The organism is Massilia cavernae, assembly GCF_003590855.1.
GTDB lineage: Bacteria > Pseudomonadota > Gammaproteobacteria > Burkholderiales > Burkholderiaceae_D > Telluria_A > Telluria_A cavernae.
The window spans coordinates 31,714-55,320 of the sequence record NZ_QYUP01000153.1 but is presented as its reverse complement, the minus strand read 5'-3'; the positions used below and the strand labels follow the sequence as shown (position 1 = coordinate 55,320).

Sequence of the window (23,607 nt, the reverse complement as noted above, 5' to 3'; positions counted from 1 at the left end):
TCTTGGGCAGCTCGCTGCGGAACTCGACGTACTTCGGCTTCTTGTAGCCGGTCAGCTGGTCCTTGCAGTAATCCTTGACCTGGTCTTCGGTAAGCGCAGGATCCTTCTTCACGATGAACAGCTTGACCGCCTCGCCGGATGCCGAATCGGGCACGCCGATACACGCCACTTCCAGCACGCCCGGATGGCTGGCCACCACGCCCTCCACCTCGTTCGGGTACACATTAAAGCCCGACACCAGGATCATGTCCTTCTTGCGGTCGACGATACGGGTGTAGCCGCGTTCGTCCATGATGCCGACGTCGCCAGTCTTGAAGAAGCCATCCGGCGTCATCGACTTGGCCGTCTCGTCGTCGCGCTGCCAGTAGCCGGCCATCACCTGCGGGCCGCGGATGGCGATTTCGCCCGCGGTGCCGAGCGACACGCGGTTGCCGTCGTCGTCGAGGATGGCGATTTCGGTCGATGGATACGGCAGGCCGATGGTGCCGGTGAACTCCTTGATGTCGCAGCGGTTGGCGGTGGCCACCGGCGAGGTCTCGGACAGGCCGTAGCCTTCGACGATGGCTGTGCCGGTCACCTTCAGCCACTTCTCGGCCACGGCCTTCTGCACTGCCATGCCACCGCCGTTGCAGACCTTGTAGCTCGAGAAGTCCAGCTTCGAGAAGTCAGGGTTGTTCAGCAGCGCGTTGTACAGCGTGTTCACGGCCGGGAAGATGTTGATCTTGTACTTGGCCAGTTCCTTGACGAAGCCGGGGATGTCGCGCGGGTTCGGAACCAGCACGTTCATTCCGCCCAGGCGCATGCCCATCAGCGCGCACACGGTCAGCGAGTAGATGTGATACAGCGGCAGCGCGCAGACGAACTGCGTCTGCGTACCTTCAGGCAGCGTGTCGAGCGTCGGCTGCAGCCAAGCTTCGTTCTGCAGCACGTTGGCGATGACATTGCGGTGCAGGAGCACAGCGCCCTTCGATACGCCCGTCGTGCCGCCGGTGTACTGCAGGAAGGCGATGTCGTCGTGACCAAGCTTGACCGGGTTCAGCGCCAGGCGCGAGCCGTCGGCCAGCACCTTGTTGAAGCCGACCGCCGACGGCAGCGAAAACGCCGGCACCATCTTCTTGACCTTGCGGACCACGAAGTTGACGATGGTGCCTTTCAGGCCGCCCAGCAGGTCACCCATCGTTGCTACCACCACGTGCTTGACGCTGGTCTTTGCGATGACCTGCTCCAGCGTGCCGGCGAAGTTCTCGAGCACGATGATGGCTTCGGCGCCGGAGTCGATCAACTGGTGCTGCAACTCGCGCGCGGTGTACAGGGGATTGACGTTGACGATGGTGTAGCCGGCGCGCAGCGCGGCGGCCATGGCAACCGGGTACTGCAGCACGTTCGGCAGCATGATGGCGACGCGCGCGCCCCGCTTCAGGCCGCGCGCCTGCAGCCAGGCGCCCATCTGCTGCGACATCTGGTCAAGCTCGCGGAAGGTGATCGCCTTGTCCATGCAGACGTAGGCCTTGCGGTCGGCATACTTGCGGAACGACTCCTCCAGCAGGTGTGTCAGCGAGCGGTATTGCGTGTAGTCGATCTCCGCCGGCACGCCCGGTTGGTACTCCTTCAGCCAAAACTTGTCCATCTCTGCCTCTGTCATTTGTGGTTTAACTAAATCGGGATAGGGGGCGGCCACAATGACCGCGCCCCTCCCACACCACCCGGCATGCGGGTCCGCACCGGGCGGTTGAAACGGTTGAGGTCTGCATGCCTATACCCGAACATGCAGCCTAGGTTCATCTGGCCCCGACCCGGCCGATTTGGTTCTTCGCTGTCACCGTGCACCAGGCTTCACCTGATGCGCGTTGCGTGACGAGCCCCGTATCCGGGCATCTGAAGCATATCCATCTCAGATGGTCAGGCAGAATCGCCCTCCCGCTCCTTCGGCCCTTCGTCGGCGGTATTCGGCCTTCCCGGCCCAGCCTCCGACTACTACGACCTCTGCTGACTTCTCGTTCCGGCTTTCACCGTCGCCCTTTCAGACATAAGACGAGATCTCCCCAGGTAAGAACGCACTCCTTCCCTGCACAACCGCCGGATCTACGCCACTTCGCATTGGCCACAAGAGCTTTGCGGTTTCGTGCCCGCTCGCCCCGCTCGGCAGCGCCTTCTATCCGATTCTTGTTCATCGGCTCGCAGTTTCGCTCCACACTTCCTCCCCACAGTCGGTCGCCCTTCCGCAGTTGTGCTTCGCTTCGCTCGCTGTGGCCAGCTCGCGGGAGGACTTGCACCTCCAAGAGTGCGCCCATGCTGGGCGCACACGAAAAAAAACCGCCCGCACGGCGGGCGGCCTTTTAACCGCGCCCTTACGCGGCCTGCTTCTCTTTCTTTTCTTCCCTGAGCATGCGGCGCAGGATCTTGCCGACGTTGGACTTCGGCAGTTCGCTGCGGAACTCGACATACTTCGGCTTCTTGTAGCCGGTGAGCTGCTCCTTGAAGTAGTCCATCAGCTGCTCTTGCGTGAGATTCGGGTCCTTGCGCACGACGAAAACCTTGACCGCTTCGCCCGAGTACTCGTCCGGCACGCCGACGACGGCGCATTCGAGCACGCCGGGGTGCATCGAGATCACCGATTCCAGTTCGGTCGGGTACACGTTGAAGCCGGACACCAGGATCATGTCCTTCTTGCGGTCGACGATCTTGACGTAGCCGTCGGCATCCATCACGCCGATGTCGCCCGACTTGAAGAACCCGTCCGGCGTCATGACCTTGGCGGTTTCGTCGGGGTGGTTCCAGTAGCCTGCCATGACCTGCGGGCCGCGGATCGCGATTTCGCCGCGCTCGCCGAGTGGTACCGGCTTGTTGTCGTCATCCAGGATGGCGATGTCGGTCGACGGCACCGGCAGGCCGATGGTGCCCGAGAATTCGGTCATGTCGGCGCGGTTGCAGGTGGCCACGGGCGAAGTCTCGGACAAGCCGTAGCCTTCGATGATGGAGGTGCCGGTGGCGGCCTTCCATTTGTCGTTGACGGCCTGCTGTACCGCCATGCCGCCGCCGTTCGAGATCTTCAGGCCGCTGAAGTCGAGGCTCTTGAAGTCCGGGTGGTTCAGCAGCGCGTTGTACAGCGTGTTCACCGCCGGCAGCATGTTGAACTTGTACTTGGCGAGCTCCTTGATGAAGCCGCCGATGTCGCGCGGATTCGGGATCAGGATGTTCAGCGCGCCGACGCGGGTGCCCCACATCGCGCACGCCGTCAGTGCGAAGATGTGGTACAGCGGCAATGCGCAGACGATGGAAAGCTGCTCGACCACCGGCGCCTTATCCAGCGCAGGCTTGGACCATGCCTCGGTCTGGAGCACGTTGGCGATGACGTTGCGGTGGGTGAGGGTCGCGCCCTTCGACAAGCCGGTGGTGCCGCCTGTGTACTGCAGGAAGGCGATGTCGGCACTGGTCGCGGCGACCGGCGTGAACTGCATCCTGCTGCCTTGCGACAGGGCGTCGCTGAAGCGTACCGCGTTCGGCAGCGCATAGGGTGGCACCAGCTTCTTGACGTTGCGGACCACGAAGTTGACCAGCATGCCCTTGGCGAAGCCGAGCATCTCACCCATGTCGGCCACGATGATGTGGCGCACCGAGGTTTTGGACAGCACCTGCTGCAGGACGTTGGCGAAGTTCTCAAGCACGATGATGGCTTCGCTGCCGGAGTCGGTGAGCTGGTGTTCCAGTTCGCGCGGGGTGTACAGCGGGTTGACGTTGACGACGGTGTAGCCGGCGCGCAGGATGGCGGCAATCGCGATCGGGTATTGCAGCACGTTAGGCATCATGATCGCCACGCGCGCGCCCTTTTTCATGCCGCGGCTTTGCAGCCAGGCCGCCAGCTTCTTCGAGTACTCGTCCAGTTCCCCGTAGGTGAGGTACTTGTCCATGCAGACGTAGGCGTTGCGCATCGCGTACTTGCTGAAGGACTCTTCAAGCAGCTGGACAAGCGAGGTGTACTGGTCCGGGTCGATTTCCGCGGGTACGCCGGGTGGGTATGATTTCAACCAAATTTTGTCCATGTCTGCCTCTGTCTCGTTAATTATCGTTATGGGAACTGGCGTACCTGCAGGGCCGCGCATTTTCCGGCTTTGAAAAGCAGGCGCTTATTGACAACTTCCATGTGATGCTATCGGGCGGAGGCTTGCGATGCAAGCGCTTTTGCTGCTATTCGAGCAAGACCTCTATCCGCAGTGCTTGATGCACTGCAACATAAAACATTGCCCGTTCGCCTGCCTGTCAGGCCTTGACGTCGAGCGCCTTGAGGCGGCGGTGGCGTTCGGCTTTTTCCAGTGCGGCGAGCTTGCGCGCCGTCGCATAGAACCTGGTGAAGCTCTGCTCGCGCGCCAGCAGGGCGCGGAAGGCCGGCACCAGGTCGGTGTAGGTGGCGATGGCGGCGAGATGGGCGTTCGACAGCGGCTCGGCGAAGAATCGGTCGTAGCCGGCGAAGCCGCCCCACGATGCCTTCAGCACCAGGTAGTCGTCCTTCAGCTGGCTGAACAGGCGCACCTTGGTGGTGCGCTTTTCGGCGGGAGGCGCCTTCGATGCGTAGTTGTCTTCCAGCGTGCGCCGGTACGACAGCAGCAGCTTGATGAAATCCTGCTTGCGCGATACGAACTTCGCATAGTTCTGGCGCATGGCGTCGTTGCCGTAGCCACTGAGCCAGCGCTCGACGCCGGCCTCCTCGACCGCACTGGCGAAGGACTCGTTGAACTGCGAGTCGCCCTGCACATAGACCACCTGGTGCGACAGTTCGTGGAAGATCAGGCGCGCCAGTTCGGCGTCGGGATAGTGGATGAAGGTCGAGATCAGCGGGTCGTTGAACCAGCCCAGCGTGGAGTAGGCCGGCACGCCGCCGACCTGCACGTCGTTGCCCTGGGCGCGCAGCTCGCTGGCGTATTCCTGCGCTGCCTCCTTGCTGTAGTAGCCGCGGTAGTTGACGCAGCCCGCCACCGGGAAGCACCACTGCAAGGGCTTGAGCGACAGCTCGGGGGTGGCCACGATGTTCCACACGACGTAAGGCCGCGACAGCGCCGTATAGTTGGTGTAGCTGGCGTTGTCCGGCAAGCCAAGCTCCTTGACGGCGAAGCTGCGGATCTGGCGCGCGGTGGCAAGTCGCAGGCGCAGCTTCGAGTCGGTGCCGTTATCGGCCAGCCAGTCCTCGATCGGGCGCGCCTCCGTCAGCAGCGAAAACTGGCCCTTCGCGGCTTGTGCGTAGTAGTTGATACCGGTGCAGCTGGCTAACATCGCTGCCACGGCGCCCGCAAGCGCGAGCCTGAGGGTCTTGTCTATCATATGGCGTTTCGCTTTACCTATGCGGCGAGTTTTTCAACCTCGACCAGGGTGTCGTAGAAAACGGGCGCGCGGCCCATGTCGGTCAGCAGCTGGCTGGTGACCTCGTTGGCATTCTTGCCGTCGCTGGCGAGCTTCTTCCACCAGACCGACAGGCCCACCACCAAGCCCTCGCGGGCCTTGTCCGTGACGCGGGCGCGTGCGACGAAGGTGCCGCGGTCGTTGAAGATGCGGACCATCTCGCCGTCCGCGATGCCGCGCGTAAAGGCGTCGTGCGGGTGGATGTCGAGGTGGGGTTCGCCTTCGGCCGAACGCAGGCTCTTGACGTTGACGAAGCTGGAGTTGAGGAAGTTGCGCGCCGGCGGAGAGATCATCGCCAGCGGGTACTTCGCGGCCAATTCGGGGTTCGACGCCACGGATTCGTGCGGCGCGATGTAGGCCGGCAGCGGGTCGAGTCCGTCGGCCAGCATGCTGGCGGAATAGAACTCGCATTTGCCGGATGGCGTCAGGAAGCCGCCATGCGCGAACGGGGCATCGGGCATGTTCAGGCGCTGCCAGCCCTTTTGCTTGAGCGACTCCCAATCGAAGTGCACGGCGCGCGGATTGCCGGCGTCGAAAGCCTGGGCCGCCAGTTCGTCGTCGGTCTCGCTGAAGCAGGGATCGTCGAAGCCCATGCGCTGGGCCAGCAGGCGGAAGATTTCGGTGTTGGCCTTTGCTTCGCCCATCGGCGCGATGGCGGCGTTATTGGCCATCATGTACAGGTGGCCGTAGGAGGTGTGCGTGTCGACGTGTTCGAGCTGGGTGGTGGTGGCCGGCAGCAGATGTCGGCATAGGTCGTGCGGTGGTCGGTCGAAAAGGCTTCGAGCACCACGGTGTAACAAATCCTCGCGCTCGAAGCCGCGCATCACCTTGCCGGAATCGGGCGCGATGGCGACCGGTTGGGCGTTTGTAGACCGATGACCGCTTCCCAACCTTCGGGCCGAACTCCGGCGAGCTTTCCTTCAGCAGGTCGTCGCCGATGGTGGTCATGTTGATGGTGCGCGCGTGGCGGCCGGCCAGCAGGTCGGGACGCTGCAGTTTCGGTTTATTGGTCGGGAAGCTGCCCGACGACGAGAGCTGAACGCCGCCGGCCGGGTTGCGCCAGGCGCCGACCAGGGCCGGCAGGCAGGCGATCGCGCGCACCGCCATGCCGCCGCCGCGCACCCGCTGCACGCCGTAGTTGACGCGGATGGCTGCCGCTTCGCCTTTGACGGCCGCCTGGCCGTATTCGCGCGCGAGCTTGACCACTTCATCGGCGGTGATGCCGCAGGTTTCGGCGGTGCGCTCGGGCGTCCATTCCGCGGCGCGCTCCTTCAGCTCGTCGAAGCCGAGGGTGTAGTGCTCGATGTAGTCGTGGTCGAGCAGGTTCTCGCGGATCAGCACGTGCATCAGGCCCAGCGCGAACGCGGAGTCGGTGCCGGGCAGGACGGCGATATGCTGATGGCATTTTTCCGCCGTCAGCGAACGGTAGGGGTCGATCGCGATCAGCTTCGCGCCGCGGCGCTTGGCTTCCTGCGCCCGCATCCAGAAGTGCAGGTTGGAGGCGATCGGGTTGCCGCCCCAGATGATGATCAGTTTGGCATTCTGGAACTGCTCCATGTCGGTGCCGATCGACGCGCCCACCGTGTACTTGTAGCCGGTGGCGCCGGCGCTGGCGCAGATGGTGCGGTCGAGATGCGACGCGCCCAGCTGGTGGAAGAAGCGCAGCGACATCGATTCGCCCTGCACCAGCCCCATCGTGCCGCAGTAGCTGTACGGCAGGATCGCCTGCGGGTCACGCGCGGCGATGCCTTTCAGGCGCGACGCGATGGTGTCCAGCGCCTCGTCCCAGCTGATGCGTTCGAACTTGCCCTCGCCTTTTTTGCCGACCCGCTTCATCGGGTGCAGCAGGCGTTCCTCGTGGTAGGTGCGCTCCGTGTAGCGCGCGACCTTGGTGCACAGCACGCCGGCGGTGGTCGGGTGGTCCGGGTCGCCCTTCACTTCAGTCGCCACGCCGTCCTTGACGGTGACCAGGAGCGCGCAGGTGTCGGGGCAGTCGTGGGGGCAGGTGGCCCGGACTTGGGTGCTTGTCATGAAGTGGAATTCCGGAATAAATCGAGCGTCAAACCAATACTGTAAACGATTCCGGGCCGGTATATACGACCGGCGTGGCGCTCTGGCCTACAGCGGATGAGAAGGCTACAATGGACCCTTGGCATTCGAGCATCAAACGGAGAACAAAGATGAAACTCGTGGAACCGATCATCGCATTTCAGTCCGAGCTGCAAGAGATTCGCCGGGACCTGCACGCGCATCCCGAACTTTGCTATGAAGAGCAGCGCACCGCCGACATCGTCGCCGCGCGGCTGACCGAGTGGGGCATCCCGATCGTGCGCGGGCTGGGCGTGACAGGTGTTGTCGGGATCATCAAGAACGGCACCTCGGAACGCGCCATCGGCCTGCGCGCCGACATGGACGCGCTGCCGATGCAGGAAGTGAACAGTTTTCCACACGCCTCGCGCCATGCCGGCAAGATGCACGCCTGCGGCCACGACGGCCACACCGCCATGCTGCTGGGCGCGGCGCATTACCTTGCGACGAACCGCAATTTCGACGGCACCGTTTACCTGATCTTCCAGCCGGCAGAGGAAGGCGGCGGCGGTGCGCGCCGCATGATGGACGACGGCCTGTTCAGGCAGTTCCCGATGCAGGCTGTGTACGGGATGCACAACTGGCCGGGCATCAAGACCGGCAGCTTCGGCGTGGTCGCCGGGCCGATGATGGCGTCGAGTAACGAGTTCCGCGTCGTGGTCAAAGGCAAGGGCGCGCACGCGGCCCAGCCGCACCGCGGCATCGATCCGGTCATGATCGCAGTCCAGATAGCGCAGGCATGGCAGACGATCATCTCGCGCGAGAAGAATCCGCTGGATACGGCGGTGCTGTCGATTACGCAAATCCATTCGGGCAGCGCAACCAATGTCATTCCCGATGAAGCGGTGCTGATCGGCACCGTGCGCACCTTCACCACGCCGGTGCTCGACCTGATCGAGAAGCGCATGGAGCAGATTGCCAAGGGAACCGTGTCGGCATTCAATGCGGAGGTCGACTTCACCTTCAAGCGCAACTACCCGCCACTGGTGAACCACGCGCGCGAAACCGCGTTCGCGATCGAGGCGATGAAGGCTGTCGCGGGAGCCGCCAACGTCAACGACAATGTCGAGCCGACCATGGGCGCGGAGGACTTCGCCTTCATGCTGCAGGAAAAGCCAGGGTGCTATGTGTTTATCGGCAATGGCGAGGGCGACCACCGCGCAGGCGGCCACGGCCTCGGCCCATGCCAGCTGCACAACGCCAGCTATGACTTCAACGACAACCTGTTGCCAATCGGCGCCAGCTACTGGGTGCGGCTGGCTGAGATGAGCTTACCTGAGCTCTAAGGCAGCTTGTCGGGGCCGGCGCCGAGGCGCTGGCCGGGGTTCAATTTCTCCAGGGCGAGCAAGGCGGCGGACTGATCCGCTCGCGGCAGCTCGCCGGCGATGCTGGCGTAGCGTTCCGTGACCAGCGCTGTAACCGGCAGGACGACGCCGGCGTCGGTCGCCGCCACCAGCACGTTTTCCAGGTCCTTGAGCTGGCTTTTCACCTGCCCTCCCGGCAGGAAATCGCGGTCCAGCATGCGCTGGCCGTGCACTTCGAGGATACGGCTTTCGGCGAAGCCGCCACGGATGGCATCCCGCACCGCTGCCGGATCGGCGCCGGCCGCCTGCGCCAGCAGCAATGCTTCCGCCACGATATTCAGGGTTCCCCCGACGATCAGCTGGTTGCACAACTTGGCGACCTGGCCGCTGCCGGCCGGGCCGACCAGCGTCGGGCGGCCCATCGCCTTCAGCACGGGCTCGGCCAGCGCGAAATCATGGATGCTGCCGCCCGCCATGATGGCCAGCGTGCCGGCCTCGGCACCACCGACGCCGCCGGACACCGGGGCGTCGAGGAAGTGGCAGCCGGCGCCGGCCAGCCTGGTGTGGAAGTCCAGCGCCTCGGCGTGGCGCGTGGAGCTCATGTCGATCCACAGGGCGCCGGGCTTGAGGCCCGGCAGGGCTGCATCGATCGCCTGGCCGACCACCGCGCCGGATTCGAGCATCGAGATGACGATGTCGGCGCCATCGACGGCGGCGGCGGGATCAGCTGCGGTTTCAGCGCCGTGGGCGCGCAGTGGTTCGGCCTTGGCGGCGGTGCGGTTCCAGGCGCGCAGCGAAAAGCCAGCGGCAAGCAGGCGGGACGCCATCGGAAGGCCCATCAGTCCGGTGCCGAGGAAGGCGAGTTTCAGTGTTGTCATGGCGCTTCGTTTCATTAACAGATGTAGTAAGTTTAACAATTACCAAGCTGGCAACGCGATTTTTGGATCGTCGGTAAAATATCTCATCAGGTGCTGTCGCAGTACAGCACGGCTATCAAGTGGAACAAAAATGCTTAGTACAAACAATATCATCAGGAATTCACTGGCGGTTTTTCTTGCCGCAATTGTTACACCGGCCTCCGCCGCCGACGGCTTCTTCAATTCCGTCTCGCTCGAAGCCGGTGCCGGGAGCGAAGTCCACATGGTCCGCCTCGCCGGGCAGTCGCAGTGGGAGAAGCAGTGGTTCAAGTCGAATGGCAGCCACCTGTCGGGCTACTGGGACCTGTCGGTCGCGTACTGGCGCGGCACGGCCTACCGCAACGTGAAGGGCGACCATCAGGATATTGCCGATATCGGATTCACACCAGTCTTCCGCTACCAGGCCGACAGCAAACAGGGCTGGTATGCCGAAGGGGGCATCGGCCTGCACCTGCTGTCCAAGCGCTATGACAATGACGACAACCGCCTGTCGACCCACTTTCAGTTCGGCGACCACCTCGGCGCCGGCTACGTCGCGGGCAAATGGGACATCGGACTCAAGCTCCAGCATTTCTCGAACGGCGGCTACAAGAAACCTAACAGCGGTGCCAATTTCTTCGTCCTCAAGGCCGCCCGCTCGTTCTGACCTGCGCAGCACACCCGTCCAGCGCCTGATTCTCGTCAATCGTTACACTGACGAATCAAGGCGCATTCAAATTCCCCGTTGGTAACATTTCCTGATTGCAGGAGTTTGGCGTACAACGCGGGAGAACGATGTGCATATCATTCCAGTACTGCTTGCGCTGGCCGTGGCCGCCGGCCATGCATCCGCCGAAGCCACGTGGATCTCTGCCGGCGACGCCGCGTACAAGGTGATCCGCAAGGCCTATCCCAGGATCAAGCCGCGCGAAAGCCGCACCGCGATGGCTGGCGCCGAAAAAATTCACCTACTGGAAGTGAGCAGCCAGGAACTGGACAAGATCGCGCGCACCTTGCACCGCGAGCTGCGGCATTGTGGCGGGTTCATGTATCACAGCAGCGAAGCGGCCGGGCGGCTGATGCTGGAAGCAGCATCCAGCGCAAGACCGCATTCCGTACGGCCTGCTTATGCGATCATGAACCAGGCGACGGTGGCCCCGCTGCTGTCTCGGATGCAGGAGAAGAATATCTCGGAGATCATCGCCGGCCTGACCGCGTTCGCCAACCGCTACTACACGTCGGCGCCCGGCATCGACTCGTCGAACTGGCTGAAGGCAAAGTGGACCGCACTTGGCACCGGCCGCGACCATATTTCGATCGAGCAGTATGCCCACGCCCGCTACGACCAGCGCTCCGTGATTGCCACCATTGCCGGCAGCGACAAGGCCGGCTGAACGGTGGTGTGCTGGGCTTGCGCACCTGGACTACCATTAACCCTGCTACGGCACACGCGACACGACCAAAGGCGCCTGGCGCCGACGACGACGCTTCCGGCATCGCCGGCCTGACCGAGGTGCTACGCGTATTAGCCGCAGGCGACTACAAACCGCGCCGGACGATCAAGCTCATCGCGTATGCGGCAGAGGAAGTCGGTTTTACGAGGATCGCAGGAGATAGCGCGGGAATACAAGAAGAACGGCGTCAATGTCGTCGGCATGCTACAGCTGGACATGACCAACTTTAAGGGTTCGGAGAAGGACATCTACATCTTCACCGATTACACGGATGAGCGGCAGAACGGTTTTCTTTCGAACCTGGTGGCGGCATACCTGCCGTCGGTGACGGTCGGCTACGACAAATGCGGCTACGCGTGTTCGGATCACGCATCATGGAGCGCACAGGGGTATGCGGCGTCGATGCCGTTCGAGGCCGAGATCAAGAAGGACAATCCGCACATCCACACGGCGAACGACACATATGCCAACAGCCGTGGGCAGGCCAGTCACGCATTGAAGTTTGCCAGGTTGGCGGCCGCATATGCCGTCGAATTGGGCAGTGAGCGGTGTCGAAAGCGGTCCTGTGGAACGTACAGACGAAAAAAATCCCCCATTCGCACTAAGCGCGATCTTGAGCGCGCTTAGGCTAATGGGGGTTTTTCTCTTATAACTAGCCTGACGATAACCTACTTTCACACTGGTTGCAGCACTATCATCGGCGCAAAGTCGTTTCACGGTCCTGTTCGGGATGGGAAGGGGTGGGACCGACTTGCTATGGTCATCAGGCATAACTTGTACGAGCTCTGTTCCCAATGGGGCAACAGCGCTCTGAATCTGGAAGAAGTAGTTTTATATCAAATCAGTGTTGAAGTCTTGCTGACTATAACTGCTAAGGTTATAGGGACAAGCCGTACGGGCAATTAGTATCAGTTAGCTTAATGCATTACTGCACTTCCACACCTGACCTATCAACGTCCTGGTCTCGAACGACCCTTCAAGGAGCTTAAAGCTCCGGGAAATCTCATCTCAAGGCAAGTTTCCCGCTTAGATGCTTTCAGCGGTTATCTCTTCCGAACTTAGCTACCCGGCAATGCCACTGGCGTGACAACCGGTACACCAGAGGTTCGTCCACTCCGGTCCTCTCGTACTAGGAGCAGCCCCCTTCAAATTTCCAACGCCCACGGCAGATAGGGACCAAACTGTCTCACGACGTTTTAAACCCAGCTCACGTACCACTTTAAATGGCGAACAGCCATACCCTTGGGACCGGCTACAGCCCCAGGATGTGATGAGCCGACATCGAGGTGCCAAACTCCCCCGTCGATATGAACTCTTGGGAGGAATCAGCCTGTTATCCCCAGAGTACCTTTTATCCGTTGAGCGATGGCCCTTCCATACAGAACCACCGGATCACTATGTCCTACTTTCGTACCTGCTCGACTTGTCAGTCTCGCAGTTAAGCACGCTTATGCCATTGCACTATTAGCACGATGTCCGACCGTACCTAGCGTACCTTCGAACTCCTCCGTTACACTTTAGGAGGAGACCGCCCCAGTCAAACTGCCTACCATGCACTGTCCCCGATCCGGATAACGGACCAAGGTTAGAACCTCAAACAAACCAGGGTGGTATTTCAAGGATGGCTCCACGAGAACTGGCGTCCCCGCTTCAAAGCCTCCCACCTATCCTACACAGATTGGTTCAAAGTCCAATGCAAAGCTACAGTAAAGGTTCATGGGGTCTTTCCGTCTAGCCGCGGGTAGATTGCATCATCACAAACACTTCAACTTCGCTGAGTCTCGGGAGGAGACAGTGTGGCCATCGTTACGCCATTCGTGCAGGTCGGAACTTACCCGACAAGGAATTTCGCTACCTTAGGACCGTTATAGTTACGGCCGCCGTTTACTGGGACTTCAATCAAGAGCTTGCACCCCATCATTTAATCTTCCAGCACCGGGCAGGCGTCACACCCTATACGTCCACTTTCGTGTTTGCAGAGTGCTGTGTTTTTATTAAACAGTCGCAGCCACCAGTTTATTGCAACCCTTTCGCCCTACTGAAGTAAATCAGCCAAGCTACTAGGGCGTACCTTTTCCCGAAGTTACGGTACCAATTTGCCGAGTTCCTTCTCCCGAGTTCTCTCAAGCGCCTTAGAATACTCATCTCGCCCACCTGTGTCGGTTTGCGGTACGGTCTCGTATGACTGAAGCTTAGAGGCTTTTCTTGGAACCACTTCCGATTGCTTCGCCGCACAACGCAGCTCGTCCCAGTCCCTTGAATTACGCGCCCGGATTTGCCTAAGCGCCTTCTATGAACCAGAAACTGACTATTCCAACAGTCAGACAACCTTCCGCGATCCGTCCCCCATCGCATCATACGACGGTGCAGGAATATTAACCTGCTTCCCATCAGCTACGCATCTCTGCCTCGCCTTAGGGGCCGACTCACCCTGCTCCGATGAACGTTGAACAGGAAACCTTGGGCTTACGGCGTGGGGGCTTTTCACCCCCATTATCGCTACTCATGTCAGCATTCGCACTTCCGATACCTCCAGCATCCTTTACAAGACACCTTCGCAGGCTTACGGAACGCTCTCCTACCATATCCTTGCGGATATCCGCAGCTTCGGTGACTGGCTTAGCCCCGTTACATCTTCCGCGCAGGACGACTCGATCAGTGAGCTATTACGCTTTCTTTAAATGATGGCTGCTTCTAAGCCAACATCCTGACTGTTTTAGCCTTCCCACTTCGTTTTCCACTTAGCCAATCTTTGGGACCTTAGCTGGCGGTCTGGGTTGTTTCCCTCTTGACGCCGGACGTTAGCACCCGACGTCTGTCTCCCAAGCTCGCACTCATCGGTATTCGGAGTTTGCAATGGTTTGGTAAGTCGCAATGACCCCCTAGCCATAACAGTGCTCTACCCCCGATGGTGATACTTGAGGCACTACCTAAATAGTTTTCGGAGAGAACCAGCTATTTCCAAGTTTGTTTAGCCTTTCACCCCTACCCACAGCTCATCCCCTAATTTTTCAACATTAGTGGGTTCGGACCTCCAGGGCGTGTTACCGCACCTTCATCCTGGCCATGAGTAGATCACTTGGTTTCGGGTCTACACCCAGCGACTGTCGCCCTATTCGGACTCGATTTCTCTACGGCTTCCCTATCCGGTTAACCTTGCCACTGAATGTAAGTCGCTGACCCATTATACAAAAGGTACGCAGTCACGGAACAAGTCCGCTCCTACTGTTTGTATGCACACGGTTTCAGGATCTATTTCACTCCCCTCCCGGGGTTCTTTTCGCCTTTCCCTCACGGTACTGGTTCACTATCGGTCGATTACGAGTATTTAGCCTTGGAGGATGGTCCCCCCATGTTCAGACAGGATTTCTCGTGTCCCGCCCTACTTGTCGCATACTTAGTTCCACACGTCGCATTTCGTGTACGGGGCTATCACCCGCTATGGCGCCTATTTCCAGAGGCTTCCACTATGCGTCATGCTAAATCATGCAGGCTCATCCCATTTCGCTCGCCACTACTTTGGGAATCTCGGTTGATTTATTTTCCTGCAGCTACTTAGATGTTTCAGTTCGCCGCGTTCGCTTTGCATACCTATGTATTCAGTATGCAATGACCTAAAAGGCCGGGTTTCCCCATTCGGAAATCTGCGGATCAAGGTGTGTTTGCTCACTCCCCGCAGCTTATCGCAAGCTACTACGTCCTTCATCGCCTGTAATCGCCAAGGCATCCGCCATGTGCACTTATTCACTTGTCCCTATAACGTTAGCCCCTGTTGCCAGGGATCGTTACAGTTCCAAGCAAGACTTCATTTATTACTGTGTTTGATGAGTTTTACTACTACCCTAAGTGTGTACCTTTTACAGCACACGCTTAATAAAACTTTACTTCTTCCAGATTGTTAAAGAACGAAACAGCAATGATCTCTAAAAGACCAAACCTAAACCTCATCACCAGCGTGACGGCTTATATTTGAACTTTTGGTGGAGGATGACGGGATCGAACCGACGACCCCCTGCTTGCAAAGCAGGTGCTCTCCCAGCTGAGCTAATCCCCCTTATTGGTACGACTATCGTGCCAAACGTGGTAGGGCTGGTTGGACTCGAACCAACGACCCCCGCGTTATCAACACGGTGCTCTAACCAGCTGAGCTACAGCCCCAAATGCTGTTCTTCTTGTTCAACAGTCGATAAGAGTGGACGCTCAATGAATCGGGCGATCATGCCCAGTGCTACTCTAGAAAGGAGGTGATCCAGCCGCACCTTCCGATACGGCTACCTTGTTACGACTTCACCCCAGTCACGAATCCTACCGTGGTAAGCGCCCTCCTTGCGGTTAAGCTACCTACTTCTGGTAAAACCCGCTCCCATGGTGTGACGGGCGGTGTGTACAAGACCCGGGAACGTATTCACCGCGACATGCTGATCCGCGATTACTAGCGATTCCAACTTCATGTAGTCGAGTTGCAGACTACAATCCGGACTACGATACACTTTCTGGGATTAGCTCCCCCTCGCGGGTTGGCGGCCCTCTGTATGTACCATTGTATGACGTGTGAAGCCCTACCCATAAGGGCCATGAGGACTTGACGTCATCCCCACCTTCCTCCGGTTTGTCACCGGCAGTCTCATTAGAGTGCTCTTTCGTAGCAACTAATGACAAGGGTTGCGCTCGTTGCGGGACTTAACCCAACATCTCACGACACGAGCTGACGACAGCCATGCAGCACCTGTGTGCAGGTTCTCTTTCGAGCACTCCCAGATCTCTCCGGGATTCCTGCCATGTCAAGGGTAGGTAAGGTTTTTCGCGTTGCATCGAATTAATCCACATCATCCACCGCTTGTGCGGGTCCCCGTCAATTCCTTTGAGTTTTAATCTTGCGACCGTACTCCCCAGGCGGTCTACTTCACGCGTTAGCTGCGTTACCAAGTTAATTAAAACCCGACAACTAGTAGACATCGTTTAGGGCGTGGACTACCAGGGTATCTAATCCTGTTTGCTCCCCACGCTTTCGTGCATGAGCGTCAATCTTGACCCAGGGGGCTGCCTTCGCCATCGGTGTTCCTCCACATCTCTACGCATTTCACTGCTACACGTGGAATTCTACCCCCCTCTGCCAGATTCTAGCCTTGCAGTCTCCATCGCAATTCCCAGGTTGAGCCCGGGGATTTCACGACAGACTTACAAAACCGCCTGCGCACGCTTTACGCCCAGTAATTCCGATTAACGCTTGCACCCTACGTATTACCGCGGCTGCTGGCACGTAGTTAGCCGGTGCTTATTCTTCAGGTACCGTCATTAGCGCGGGATGTTAGCCCGCACCGTTTCTTCCCTGACAAAAGAGCTTTACAACCCGAAGGCCTTCTTCACTCACGCGGCATTGCTGGATCAGGCTTGCGCCCATTGTCCAAAATTCCCCACTGCTGCCTCCCGTAGGAGTCTGGACCGTGTCTCAGTTCCAGTGTGGCTGGTCGTCCTCTCAGACCAGCTACTGATCGTCGCCTTGGTGAGCCTTTACCTCACCAACTAGCTAATCAGATATCGGCCGCTCCAGGAGCACAAGGCCTTGCGGTCCCCTGCTTTCATCCTTGGATCGTATGCGGTATTAGCGTAACTTTCGCTACGTTATCCCCCACTCTTGGGTACGTTCCGATATATTACTCACCCGTTCGCCACTCGCCGCCAGGTTGCCCCGCGCTGCCGTTCGACTTGCATGTGTAAAGCATGCCGCCAGCGTTCAATCTGAGCCAGGATCAAACTCTTCAGTTTAATCTCTGTTTGTTGGCATTTCTGCCACCCTTATTTCTAAGGGGTCGCTCACTCAAATACTGACCGTCGCCTCATTGCTGAGACAACGTATTTCTTTTTTGTGAACATTTGATAATTTAAGTAATCAGCTTCGCTTACGCTCGGCCGGCACTTTCATCAAACGCCCACACTTATCGACTGTTAATTTTTAAAGAACTTGTTCGGTACTGTTTGCTGCTCATCGACAAATCGTTTTGTTTGTCAGCAACAGAGAGATGAGATTATGAAGCTTTCGCTCAACTACGTCAACCCCTCTTTTTTTACTGCATCGCCATTTTGGCGTCCCCGGTAGGCCGTCAACTACTTGATTTCGTTAACGTTTTCATCGGGGAGGCGAACTATAGCAAAGCCCATGCTGCCCCGCAAGGGCTTTTTTGAATCGTGCTCGGGGATTCGTTGGCACTGCACTTGCTTATGCATGTCCGTACCGGTACCCAAGTGTGAATTTTCACAGTTCTTCTGCTCACGTTTGGAACAGGTGCTACATTATGGAACAGCCAAGTTCCGCCGAAAGAGTCCTCTTAAGGACCTACTGGAGACAACGTCATGTTTCAACCGCCTGCTACGGGTACCGCACCCGGCGGCGTGCAATCGCCGAACACCCAGTGGGACGACGGCATGCCCGCAATAATAGAGACCTCGCACCTGCGGTCGGCTTCCTATGGACTGTGCCCTGGCGCACGCCCCGACTTCAGTCCCCTCAACCGTCCCGACCTGTCGCTGCTCATCGAACAGAACCGGCTGCTCCATGCCCATGCGGTACCGGCCATGGAAACCCTGTACCAGCAGATCGTCAACACCCACAATATGGTGATCCTGACCGACGCCAAGGGTGTGATCGTGCACTCGCTGGGCGACGACGACTTCCTGGAGAAAGCCAACCAGGTGGCGCTGCGCGCCGGCGTCACATGGTCCGAGGAGAGCAAGGGCACCAATGCGATCGGCACCGCCATCGCCGAAAAGACCGCCACCCTGGTCCACGCCGACCAGCATTACCTGGCGGCGAACCACTTCCTTACCTGCTCCGCCGCGCCGATCAGCGACTACCAGGGCAATGTCATCGGTGTGCTCGATGTCTCGGGCGACCAGCGCAGCTTCCACAAGCACACTATGGCGCTGGTGCGGATGTCCGCGCTGATGATCGAGAACCAGCTGTTCTCCGCCACGTTCGAAAACGCGATCACCCTCCACTTCCACGCGCGCCCGGAATTCATCGGCACCCTGATGGAAGGCATCGCGTCGTTCACGCCGGGCGGACGCTTCATCGCGGCCAACCGCAACGGCCTGTTCCAGCTTGGCCTGTCGTTCGCCGCCCTGCACTCCCATACCTTCAGCTCTCTGTTCGGCATCCCGGTCTCCGCCCTGTACGACCACTACCGCACGGCGGTGCCCGGCCTGCTCAACCTGTGCATGCACAACGGGGTGCGCGTGTATGGCCGCGCCGAGCTGCGGCTGGCCAACGGCGCCCAGGCGCTGACCGGGAACAACGAGATCACCAGCATGCCGCCGGTCGCGCCACCAGTTCCGAAGGCGCCGCAGCGCTTGTCCGGCCTGCGCTACCTGAATACCGGCGATCCGCAGCTCGAACTGGTGATCGACAAAGTGAACAAGGTCCTCGGGCGCGACATACCGATCCTGATCATGGGTGAAACCGGCACCGGCAAGGAGCTGCTGGCGCAGGCGATCCACAACGACTCGCCGCGCGCGATGGGGCCTTTCGTCGCCGTGAACTGCGCCTCGATTCCCGAGACCTTGATCGAATCCGAGCTGTTCGGCTACGAGGACGGCGCCTTCACCGGCGCGCGCAAGAAAGGAGCTGTCGGCAAGATCCTGCAGGCGAACGGCGGCACCCTATTCCTCGACGAAATCGGCGACATGCCCTACGGCCTGCAGGCACGCTTGCTGCGCGTGCTGCAGGAGCGGATGGTAACGCCGCTCGGCAGCGGCAAGTCGATCACGGTGAACGTGGAGCTTATCTGCGCCACCAACCATAACCTGCGTGAACGCATCGCCAAAGGCTTGTTCCGCGAAGACTTGTACTACCGGCTGAACGGCCTGGTCGTGAAACTGCCGCCGCTGCGCGAGCGCACCGACCTCGAAACCGTCGTCAACAAGATCCTCGCCGCCGAATCCGGAGGCGCGCGCTTCACCGTGTCGGCCGAAGTGCTGCAATTGTTCCGCCAGCATAAGTGGCCGGGCAACTTCCGCCAGCTGACCAACCTGCTGCGAACCGCCGCCATCATGGCCGCCGGCGAAGACGAAATCGGCATGCGCCACATGCCCGACGACTTCCTCGACGATATCGGGACAGTCCAGGAGCGCCACGCCGTGGTCAGCACGGAACGCATGATCGCGGCCGGCGCCAACCTCGAGGAGATGGAGCACACCGTCATCGTGAAGTCGCTGGAGGCGCACGGCGGCAACGTGTCGGCAACGGCGCGCGCGCTCGGCGTGTCGCGCAACACCATCTACCGCAAGTTGCCTGGCTTGAAGTAGCGCCATCGCTTACGCCGCCGGGAAGCTTGGCGACTTCCATACGATGCCGCGCTTGTTGATCGTCATCAGGTCGACTCCGGGAAGCCGCGCCGCCAGTGCGTGCGCCTTGCGCGCCCCCATCACCATGAACGCCGTCGACAGGCCGTCGGCCTCGATGCCGGTCGGCGCCAGCACCGTCACGCTGGCCAGTTCCTGCGGCGAGTCGCCGGTGACCGGATCGAAGATGTGGTGGTGGACGAAGTCGGGCGTGAAGCTGCTTTCGTAGTCGCCCGACGTCGCCGCGCCGCGTCCCACCAGCCGCACCGCCGAGGCCAGCCTGCCCTGCTCGCGCGGATCGGCCACGCCCAGCGTCCACGGGCGCCCGCTTGCCGACAGGGCGCCGTCCGACAGGAATTCGCCGGTGTCGATCAGTGCGTGGCGCACGCCGCGCGCACGTACCGCCGCCAGCGCCAGGTCCGCCGCGTAGCCCTGCGCCAGTCCGTTCAGCGTGACCGCCATGCCGGGCTGCCTGAGCTTGACAAGGTCCGGGCCGGCGTCCACATACTCCCACCCCACGCTGTCCAGGGCCTCCTGTTTAAGCATGGCCGGCGGCAGGAAGCCGCCCAGCGCGGCCTCGCGGAAGGTCAGCCACAGCGGCTGCACGGTGATGTCGAACGCGCCCTTGGTCAGCCGCGACAAGCCGCGCGCGTGCGCCAACACCGCCAGCAGGTGCGGATCGGGTTTCTCAAGCAGGCCGTCGCGATTGAGCTTGAACACCTGGCTCGACTCGCTGTAGATGCTCATCAGCGCATCGACCTTGCTCGCCTCGGCCAGCGCGTCCTCGATCGCCAGTTCCGCCTGCTGCGTATCCTGATGGACCACACTGACCGTGACCGTCGTGCCGAACGCCAGCGCGGCGCCGGTATGCAGGTCGCCATTCCGGAGCACTTGTCCCGGCATGACCGCGCCCACCCCGCCCGCGATGGTGCCGAGCGACGCGGCAATGAAGGTTCGCCTTCTCATCGCTGCCTCCCGTGACGTCAGAAGAAAATGATGCCGCCGACCGCCACGCCGTTCATGCGCGCAGTCTGGCCGGCAAACGATTTCGAACGCGTCTGCCCCGCTTCGGCCACGAGGGTGATCATGCTGTTCAGCGAGTAGTAGGCGCCGGCGGTCAGGTTGGCGTTCGATTTCAGTCCGCGCGTGCCGGGCGTGTCGTCGTCGTTTTCGCTGATGCCATAGCTCAGGCCCAGCTTGAGCTTTTCCATCTTCCAGGTGGCCTGGCCGAGCCAGTTCATCGAATCGGTGTCGCCCTGGTCCGCGTCGGACAGGATGCCCAGGCCGCTGCCACGCTGCACGTTGGCCAGCAGGCCAAGGCTGCCGGCCGTGTACGAGCCGCCGATCTCGACGCCGGTCATCGTCATGTCGCCGGCGCCCACCGCGAGCGACTCGAATTTCTGCGACTTGGCGCCAAGCCAGGCCCTGAAGCCGTCGCGCGCATATGCCAGCTGTGCCTGGACCTGCGGGCTGGTCTTGCCGGTGAACGCCGGGCCGGCCACTACCGGCGTATCCGACACCGGGTCCATCAGGCCGATGTCGAAGCTGATACCGGAGGCGGACTTGGGCGAGCTGTAGACCATCTGCCCGTAGTTGCCAAGGTAGGTGTAGCCGGCGCCGATGTGGCCCAGCGCGACGCGCCCGCGCTGCGTGGCCTGGACCGGCGCGCCCGCGCCCAGCAACGTCATGTCGCCGAGGATGGCGTTGGCGCCGAAGATGCCGTAGTCGCGGCCCAGCTTCACCGTGCCCATGCTGGCGTTGCCGAAGCTGAAGAAGGCCTGGCGCACGTCGACCACGCTGTTCTGCGCGATCGCGCTGTCGGTGGCGGTGGAATGATAGATGCCGATCAGCGCCTTGACGTCGTAGCCGCCGGTGGTAGAGGTAGCGGACGTTACCAGCCCGTTCGGCAGCAGGCCGTTGCCGATGGTAGTGCGGTCGTCCTGCCCGCCGCAGCCGATGCCTTCGCCTCCCAGCGCCAGCCCGCCGACAGCCGCGCCCGAACACGACACGGCCGTGTAGTAGGCGTTGACGATGCCGCCGACGTTGACGTTCCAGTCGCCTGCCTTGATGTCGACCGCGTGCGCGGCCTGCATGCTTGCCGCGGCGACGACGCTCAATGCGATCAGGTTCTTCATTGGGTTCTCCTCTTTCTTGTAGTTGGTGGACACATCGGATGATGTGCACTACGAATGGCAATATGCGTGCCGAGCCCGCGCCACAGGGAGAAGCGCATGCGCGCCACGCGCAACTGTGCCGGATCGGACCATGCGATGGCGGTGCGCTGTTCTGTTTCTGAGCGCATGCGTGCGCGGCGCAGGCAAAAAAAAAGCTGACGACCGGAGCCGTCAGCGAAGTCACCCGTTTAACTACGGGTGGAGACACGATCAAAAAAGAAGCGTCACGCTTTCGGCAGCTTGAACACCCATACCGAGCCACCCTGTTCCAGGAAGTTGACCTTCTTGGCCACTTCCCCGCCCCACAGCGGCACCGCGCCGCCCCAGCCCGACACCACCGCCACATACTGGGTATCGCCGTCCTGCCAGGTGACCGGCGGCGCGACCACGCCGGAGCCGGTCTGGAACTTCCACAGCTCCTTGCCGGTGCGCGCGTCGACCGCCTTCAGGTAACCTTCCGGCGTACCGTAGAACACCAGTCCGCCGGCGGTGCTCATCACGCCGCCCCATAGCGGCGCATTGTTCTTGACCTCCCAGACGATCTTGCCGGTCTTCGGATCGACCGCGCGCATCGCGCCGATGTAATCGTCGAACAGGGGCTTGATGGTGAAGCCCGCACCGAGGAAGGCGCCACCCTTCTTGTAGCTGATCGGCTCATTCCAGATGTCCATGCCCCACTCGTTCGCAGGAACGTAGAACAGCTTTGTCTGCGGGCTGTACGCCATCGGCATCTGGTTCTTCGCGCCGAGGAAGGCCGGGGCCGAGAACACGGTAGAACCCTTCGTACCGTCTCCCTTGGTCGGGTCGCCCGGGCGGTTGGCCGCGATGAAGTTGGGGCGCCCGGTCTTCAGGTCGATGCTGCTGGCCCAGGTGATCTTGTGCACGAACGGGAAGGCGTTCTGCAGCTTGCCATCCTTGGCGTCGATCACGTAGAAGAAGCCGTTGCGGTCAGCCTTGCCGCCGTAGCGCTTGCCATCCATGTCGAAGGTGACGAACTCGTTGGAGCCGTCGAAGTCCCACGCGTCGTTGGGCGTGTTCTGGTAGGCCCACTTGATGCGGCCCGTGTTCACGTCCAGCGCCACCGTCGACGAGGAATACAGGTTGTCGCCGGGGCGCAGGTGGCTGTTCCACGGCGCCGGATTGCCGGTACCGAAGTACGCGAGGCCGGTGCTGTCGTCGTAGGTGCCGCCCATCCAGGTGGACGCGCCTCCGGTCTTCCACAGGTCGCCGGGCCAGCTCTTGTTGGTGGTGCCCGAGATGCCGTTCTCGATTGCCTTGCCTTCCTTGTCGTACGTGTAGCCCATGTGTCCCTCGACGGTCGGGCGGCTCCACACCAGCTGGCCGGTCATCGGGTCGCGCGCCTCGACCCGGCCGACCACGCCGAACTCGCCGCCCGACACGCCGGTCAGCAGCAGGCCCCTGGCGATCAGCGGGGCGGCCGTCATCGAATAGCCGGCCGCATAGTCGTCGACCTTTTCCTTCCATACCACCTTGCCGGTCGCCTGGTCGAGTGCGACCAGCTGGGCGTCGAGCGTGCCGAAGATGACCAGGTTGCCGTACAGGGCGGCGCCGCGGTTGACCACGTCGCAGCAGGGCATGATCCCTTCCGGCAGGCGGTGCTCGTATTTCCACAACTTGGCGCCGGTGCGCATGTCGATCGCGAAGATGCGCGAGTACGAAGCGGTGACGAACATGCGGCCGTCGTGGATCACCGGCTGCGATTCCTGGCCGCGCTGCTTTTCGCCGCCGAACGAGAACGACCAGGCCGGCGTCAGTTTCGCCACGTTGCGGGTATTGATCTGCGAAAGCGGCGAATAGCGCTGGCCCTCGCTGCCCATGCCGAACGACAGGACGCCTTTCGGATCCTTCTCGGTATTTGCCAGCATCGCGTCGGTTACATCGCCTGCCTGTACGAACGCCGCGGCGGCGAGGCCCAGCAGGGCCCCTATCATCTTGGTATGCA

Annotated in this window: 13 protein-coding genes, 2 tRNA genes, 3 rRNA genes and 1 pseudogene; 6 read left to right on the top strand and 13 right to left on the bottom strand. The window is 60.8% G+C overall.

Annotation, left to right across the window (positions count from 1 at the left end):
- From D3872_RS21145 to D3872_RS21125, 4 genes and pseudogenes are all read right to left on the bottom strand, one after another.
- Positions 1-1,627: long-chain-fatty-acid--CoA ligase (locus D3872_RS21145; protein WP_119812648.1), on the bottom strand; the 1,627-nt coding region annotated here is incomplete at its 3' end.
- Positions 1,628-2,348: 721 nt separating this feature from the next.
- Positions 2,349-4,040, bottom strand: coding sequence for a long-chain-fatty-acid--CoA ligase (locus tag D3872_RS21135; protein WP_119812647.1), 1,692 nt, complete (start codon positions 4,038-4,040; stop codon positions 2,349-2,351).
- A 217-nt stretch (positions 4,041-4,257) separates the two neighbouring features.
- Positions 4,258-5,313, bottom strand: coding sequence for an aminopeptidase (locus tag D3872_RS21130; RefSeq protein WP_229459452.1), 1,056 nt, complete (start codon positions 5,311-5,313; stop codon positions 4,258-4,260).
- Positions 5,314-5,330: 17 nt separating this feature from the next.
- A pseudogene (locus D3872_RS21125) lies at positions 5,331-7,422 on the bottom strand (molybdopterin-containing oxidoreductase family protein).
- Positions 7,423-7,571: 149 nt separating this feature from the next.
- Here D3872_RS21125 and D3872_RS21120 point away from each other — a divergent pair.
- Positions 7,572-8,765 carry a M20 aminoacylase family protein gene (locus D3872_RS21120; protein WP_119812646.1) on the top strand — a complete coding sequence of 398 codons (1,194 nt, stop codon included), beginning with the start codon at positions 7,572-7,574 and terminating at the stop codon, positions 8,763-8,765.
- On the opposite strand, the gene D3872_RS21115 is transcribed toward D3872_RS21120, so the two are convergent.
- Positions 8,762-9,661, bottom strand: coding sequence for an NAD(P)-dependent oxidoreductase (locus D3872_RS21115; protein ID WP_119812645.1), 900 nt, complete (start codon positions 9,659-9,661; stop codon positions 8,762-8,764). The two genes, D3872_RS21120 and D3872_RS21115, sit on opposite strands and share 4 nt — an antisense overlap.
- Positions 9,662-9,791: 130 nt before the next feature.
- Here D3872_RS21115 and D3872_RS21110 point away from each other — a divergent pair, with 130 nt between their 5' ends.
- From D3872_RS21110 to D3872_RS26105, 4 genes are all read left to right on the top strand, one after another.
- Positions 9,792-10,346 carry an acyloxyacyl hydrolase gene (locus tag D3872_RS21110; RefSeq protein WP_119812644.1) on the top strand — a complete coding sequence of 185 codons (555 nt, stop codon included), beginning with the start codon at positions 9,792-9,794 and terminating at the stop codon, positions 10,344-10,346.
- A 130-nt stretch (positions 10,347-10,476) separates the two neighbouring features.
- Positions 10,477-11,073, top strand: coding sequence for a zinc-binding metallopeptidase family protein (locus tag D3872_RS26115; protein ID WP_220476980.1), 597 nt, complete (start codon positions 10,477-10,479; stop codon positions 11,071-11,073).
- Positions 10,959-11,363: a M20/M25/M40 family metallo-hydrolase gene (locus tag D3872_RS27555; RefSeq protein WP_370660982.1), complete on the top strand. Its 405-nt coding sequence runs from the start codon at positions 10,959-10,961 to the stop codon at positions 11,361-11,363. The genes D3872_RS26115 and D3872_RS27555 overlap by 115 nt, the downstream gene beginning before the upstream one ends.
- Positions 11,254-11,760 (top strand): M28 family peptidase, encoded by a 507-nt coding sequence (locus D3872_RS26105; RefSeq protein WP_220476978.1) that lies wholly within the window; start codon positions 11,254-11,256, stop codon positions 11,758-11,760. Before D3872_RS27555 ends, D3872_RS26105 begins: the two co-directional genes overlap by 110 nt.
- A 28-nt stretch (positions 11,761-11,788) precedes the next feature.
- On the opposite strand, the gene rrf is transcribed toward D3872_RS26105, so the two are convergent.
- From rrf to D3872_RS21080, 5 genes are all read right to left on the bottom strand, one after another.
- A 5S ribosomal RNA gene (gene rrf, locus D3872_RS21100) occupies positions 11,789-11,901 on the bottom strand.
- A 113-nt stretch (positions 11,902-12,014) separates the two neighbouring features.
- A 23S ribosomal RNA gene (locus D3872_RS21095) occupies positions 12,015-14,887 on the bottom strand.
- Positions 14,888-15,111: 224 nt separating this feature from the next.
- Positions 15,112-15,187, bottom strand: a tRNA-Ala gene (locus D3872_RS21090).
- A gap of 27 nt (positions 15,188-15,214) precedes the next feature.
- Positions 15,215-15,291: transfer RNA gene (locus D3872_RS21085), tRNA-Ile, on the bottom strand.
- 79 nt (positions 15,292-15,370) lie between these two features.
- A 16S ribosomal RNA gene (locus tag D3872_RS21080) occupies positions 15,371-16,899 on the bottom strand.
- Together the 16S, 23S and 5S rRNA genes with 2 tRNA genes alongside form the textbook arrangement of a ribosomal RNA operon.
- Before the next feature lie 585 nt (positions 16,900-17,484).
- Here D3872_RS21080 and D3872_RS21075 point away from each other — a divergent pair.
- The gene (locus D3872_RS21075; RefSeq protein ID WP_441295147.1) at positions 17,485-19,434 is read left to right on the top strand and encodes a sigma-54-dependent Fis family transcriptional regulator; all 1,950 of its coding nucleotides are present in this window, start codon (positions 17,485-17,487) and stop codon (positions 19,432-19,434) included.
- 9 nt (positions 19,435-19,443) lie between these two features.
- Here the strand turns inward: D3872_RS21075 and D3872_RS21070 are convergent, their stop codons facing one another.
- From D3872_RS21070 to D3872_RS21060, 3 genes are all read right to left on the bottom strand, one after another.
- Positions 19,444-20,436, bottom strand: coding sequence for an FAD:protein FMN transferase (locus D3872_RS21070; protein WP_119812643.1), 993 nt, complete (start codon positions 20,434-20,436; stop codon positions 19,444-19,446).
- 17 nt (positions 20,437-20,453) lie between these two features.
- Entirely contained in the window at positions 20,454-21,605 is a 1,152-nt protein-coding gene (locus D3872_RS21065) for a porin family protein (protein ID WP_119812642.1), read from the bottom strand.
- Between the two features lie 263 nt (positions 21,606-21,868).
- Positions 21,869-23,596 carry a methanol/ethanol family PQQ-dependent dehydrogenase gene (locus D3872_RS21060; RefSeq protein ID WP_119812651.1) on the bottom strand — a complete coding sequence of 576 codons (1,728 nt, stop codon included), beginning with the start codon at positions 23,594-23,596 and terminating at the stop codon, positions 21,869-21,871.
- Positions 23,597-23,607 lie beyond the last annotated feature (11 nt).

What these genes read in the sequence shown, in the direction of transcription:
- D3872_RS21120 (WP_119812646.1), top strand. Translation starts at nt 7,572, where the DNA reads ATGAAACTCGTGGAACCGATCATCGCATTTCAGTCCGAGCTGCAAGAG.
- D3872_RS21070 (WP_119812643.1), bottom strand. Translation starts at nt 20,436, where the DNA reads ATGAGAAGGCGAACCTTCATTGCCGCGTCGCTCGGCACCATCGCGGGC.
- D3872_RS21115 (WP_119812645.1), bottom strand. Translation starts at nt 9,661, where the DNA reads ATGACAACACTGAAACTCGCCTTCCTCGGCACCGGACTGATGGGCCTT.
- D3872_RS21075 (WP_441295147.1), top strand. Translation starts at nt 17,485, where the DNA reads ATGTTTCAACCGCCTGCTACGGGTACCGCACCCGGCGGCGTGCAATCG.
- D3872_RS21110 (WP_119812644.1), top strand. Translation starts at nt 9,792, where the DNA reads ATGCTTAGTACAAACAATATCATCAGGAATTCACTGGCGGTTTTTCTT.
- D3872_RS21130 (WP_229459452.1), bottom strand. Translation starts at nt 5,313, where the DNA reads ATGATAGACAAGACCCTCAGGCTCGCGCTTGCGGGCGCCGTGGCAGCG.
- D3872_RS26105 (WP_220476978.1), top strand. Translation starts at nt 11,254, where the DNA reads ATGCGGCAGAGGAAGTCGGTTTTACGAGGATCGCAGGAGATAGCGCGG.
- D3872_RS21065 (WP_119812642.1), bottom strand. Translation starts at nt 21,605, where the DNA reads ATGAAGAACCTGATCGCATTGAGCGTCGTCGCCGCGGCAAGCATGCAG.
- D3872_RS21135 (WP_119812647.1), bottom strand. Translation starts at nt 4,040, where the DNA reads ATGGACAAAATTTGGTTGAAATCATACCCACCCGGCGTACCCGCGGAA.
- D3872_RS21060 (WP_119812651.1), bottom strand. Translation starts at nt 23,596, where the DNA reads ATGATAGGGGCCCTGCTGGGCCTCGCCGCCGCGGCGTTCGTACAGGCA.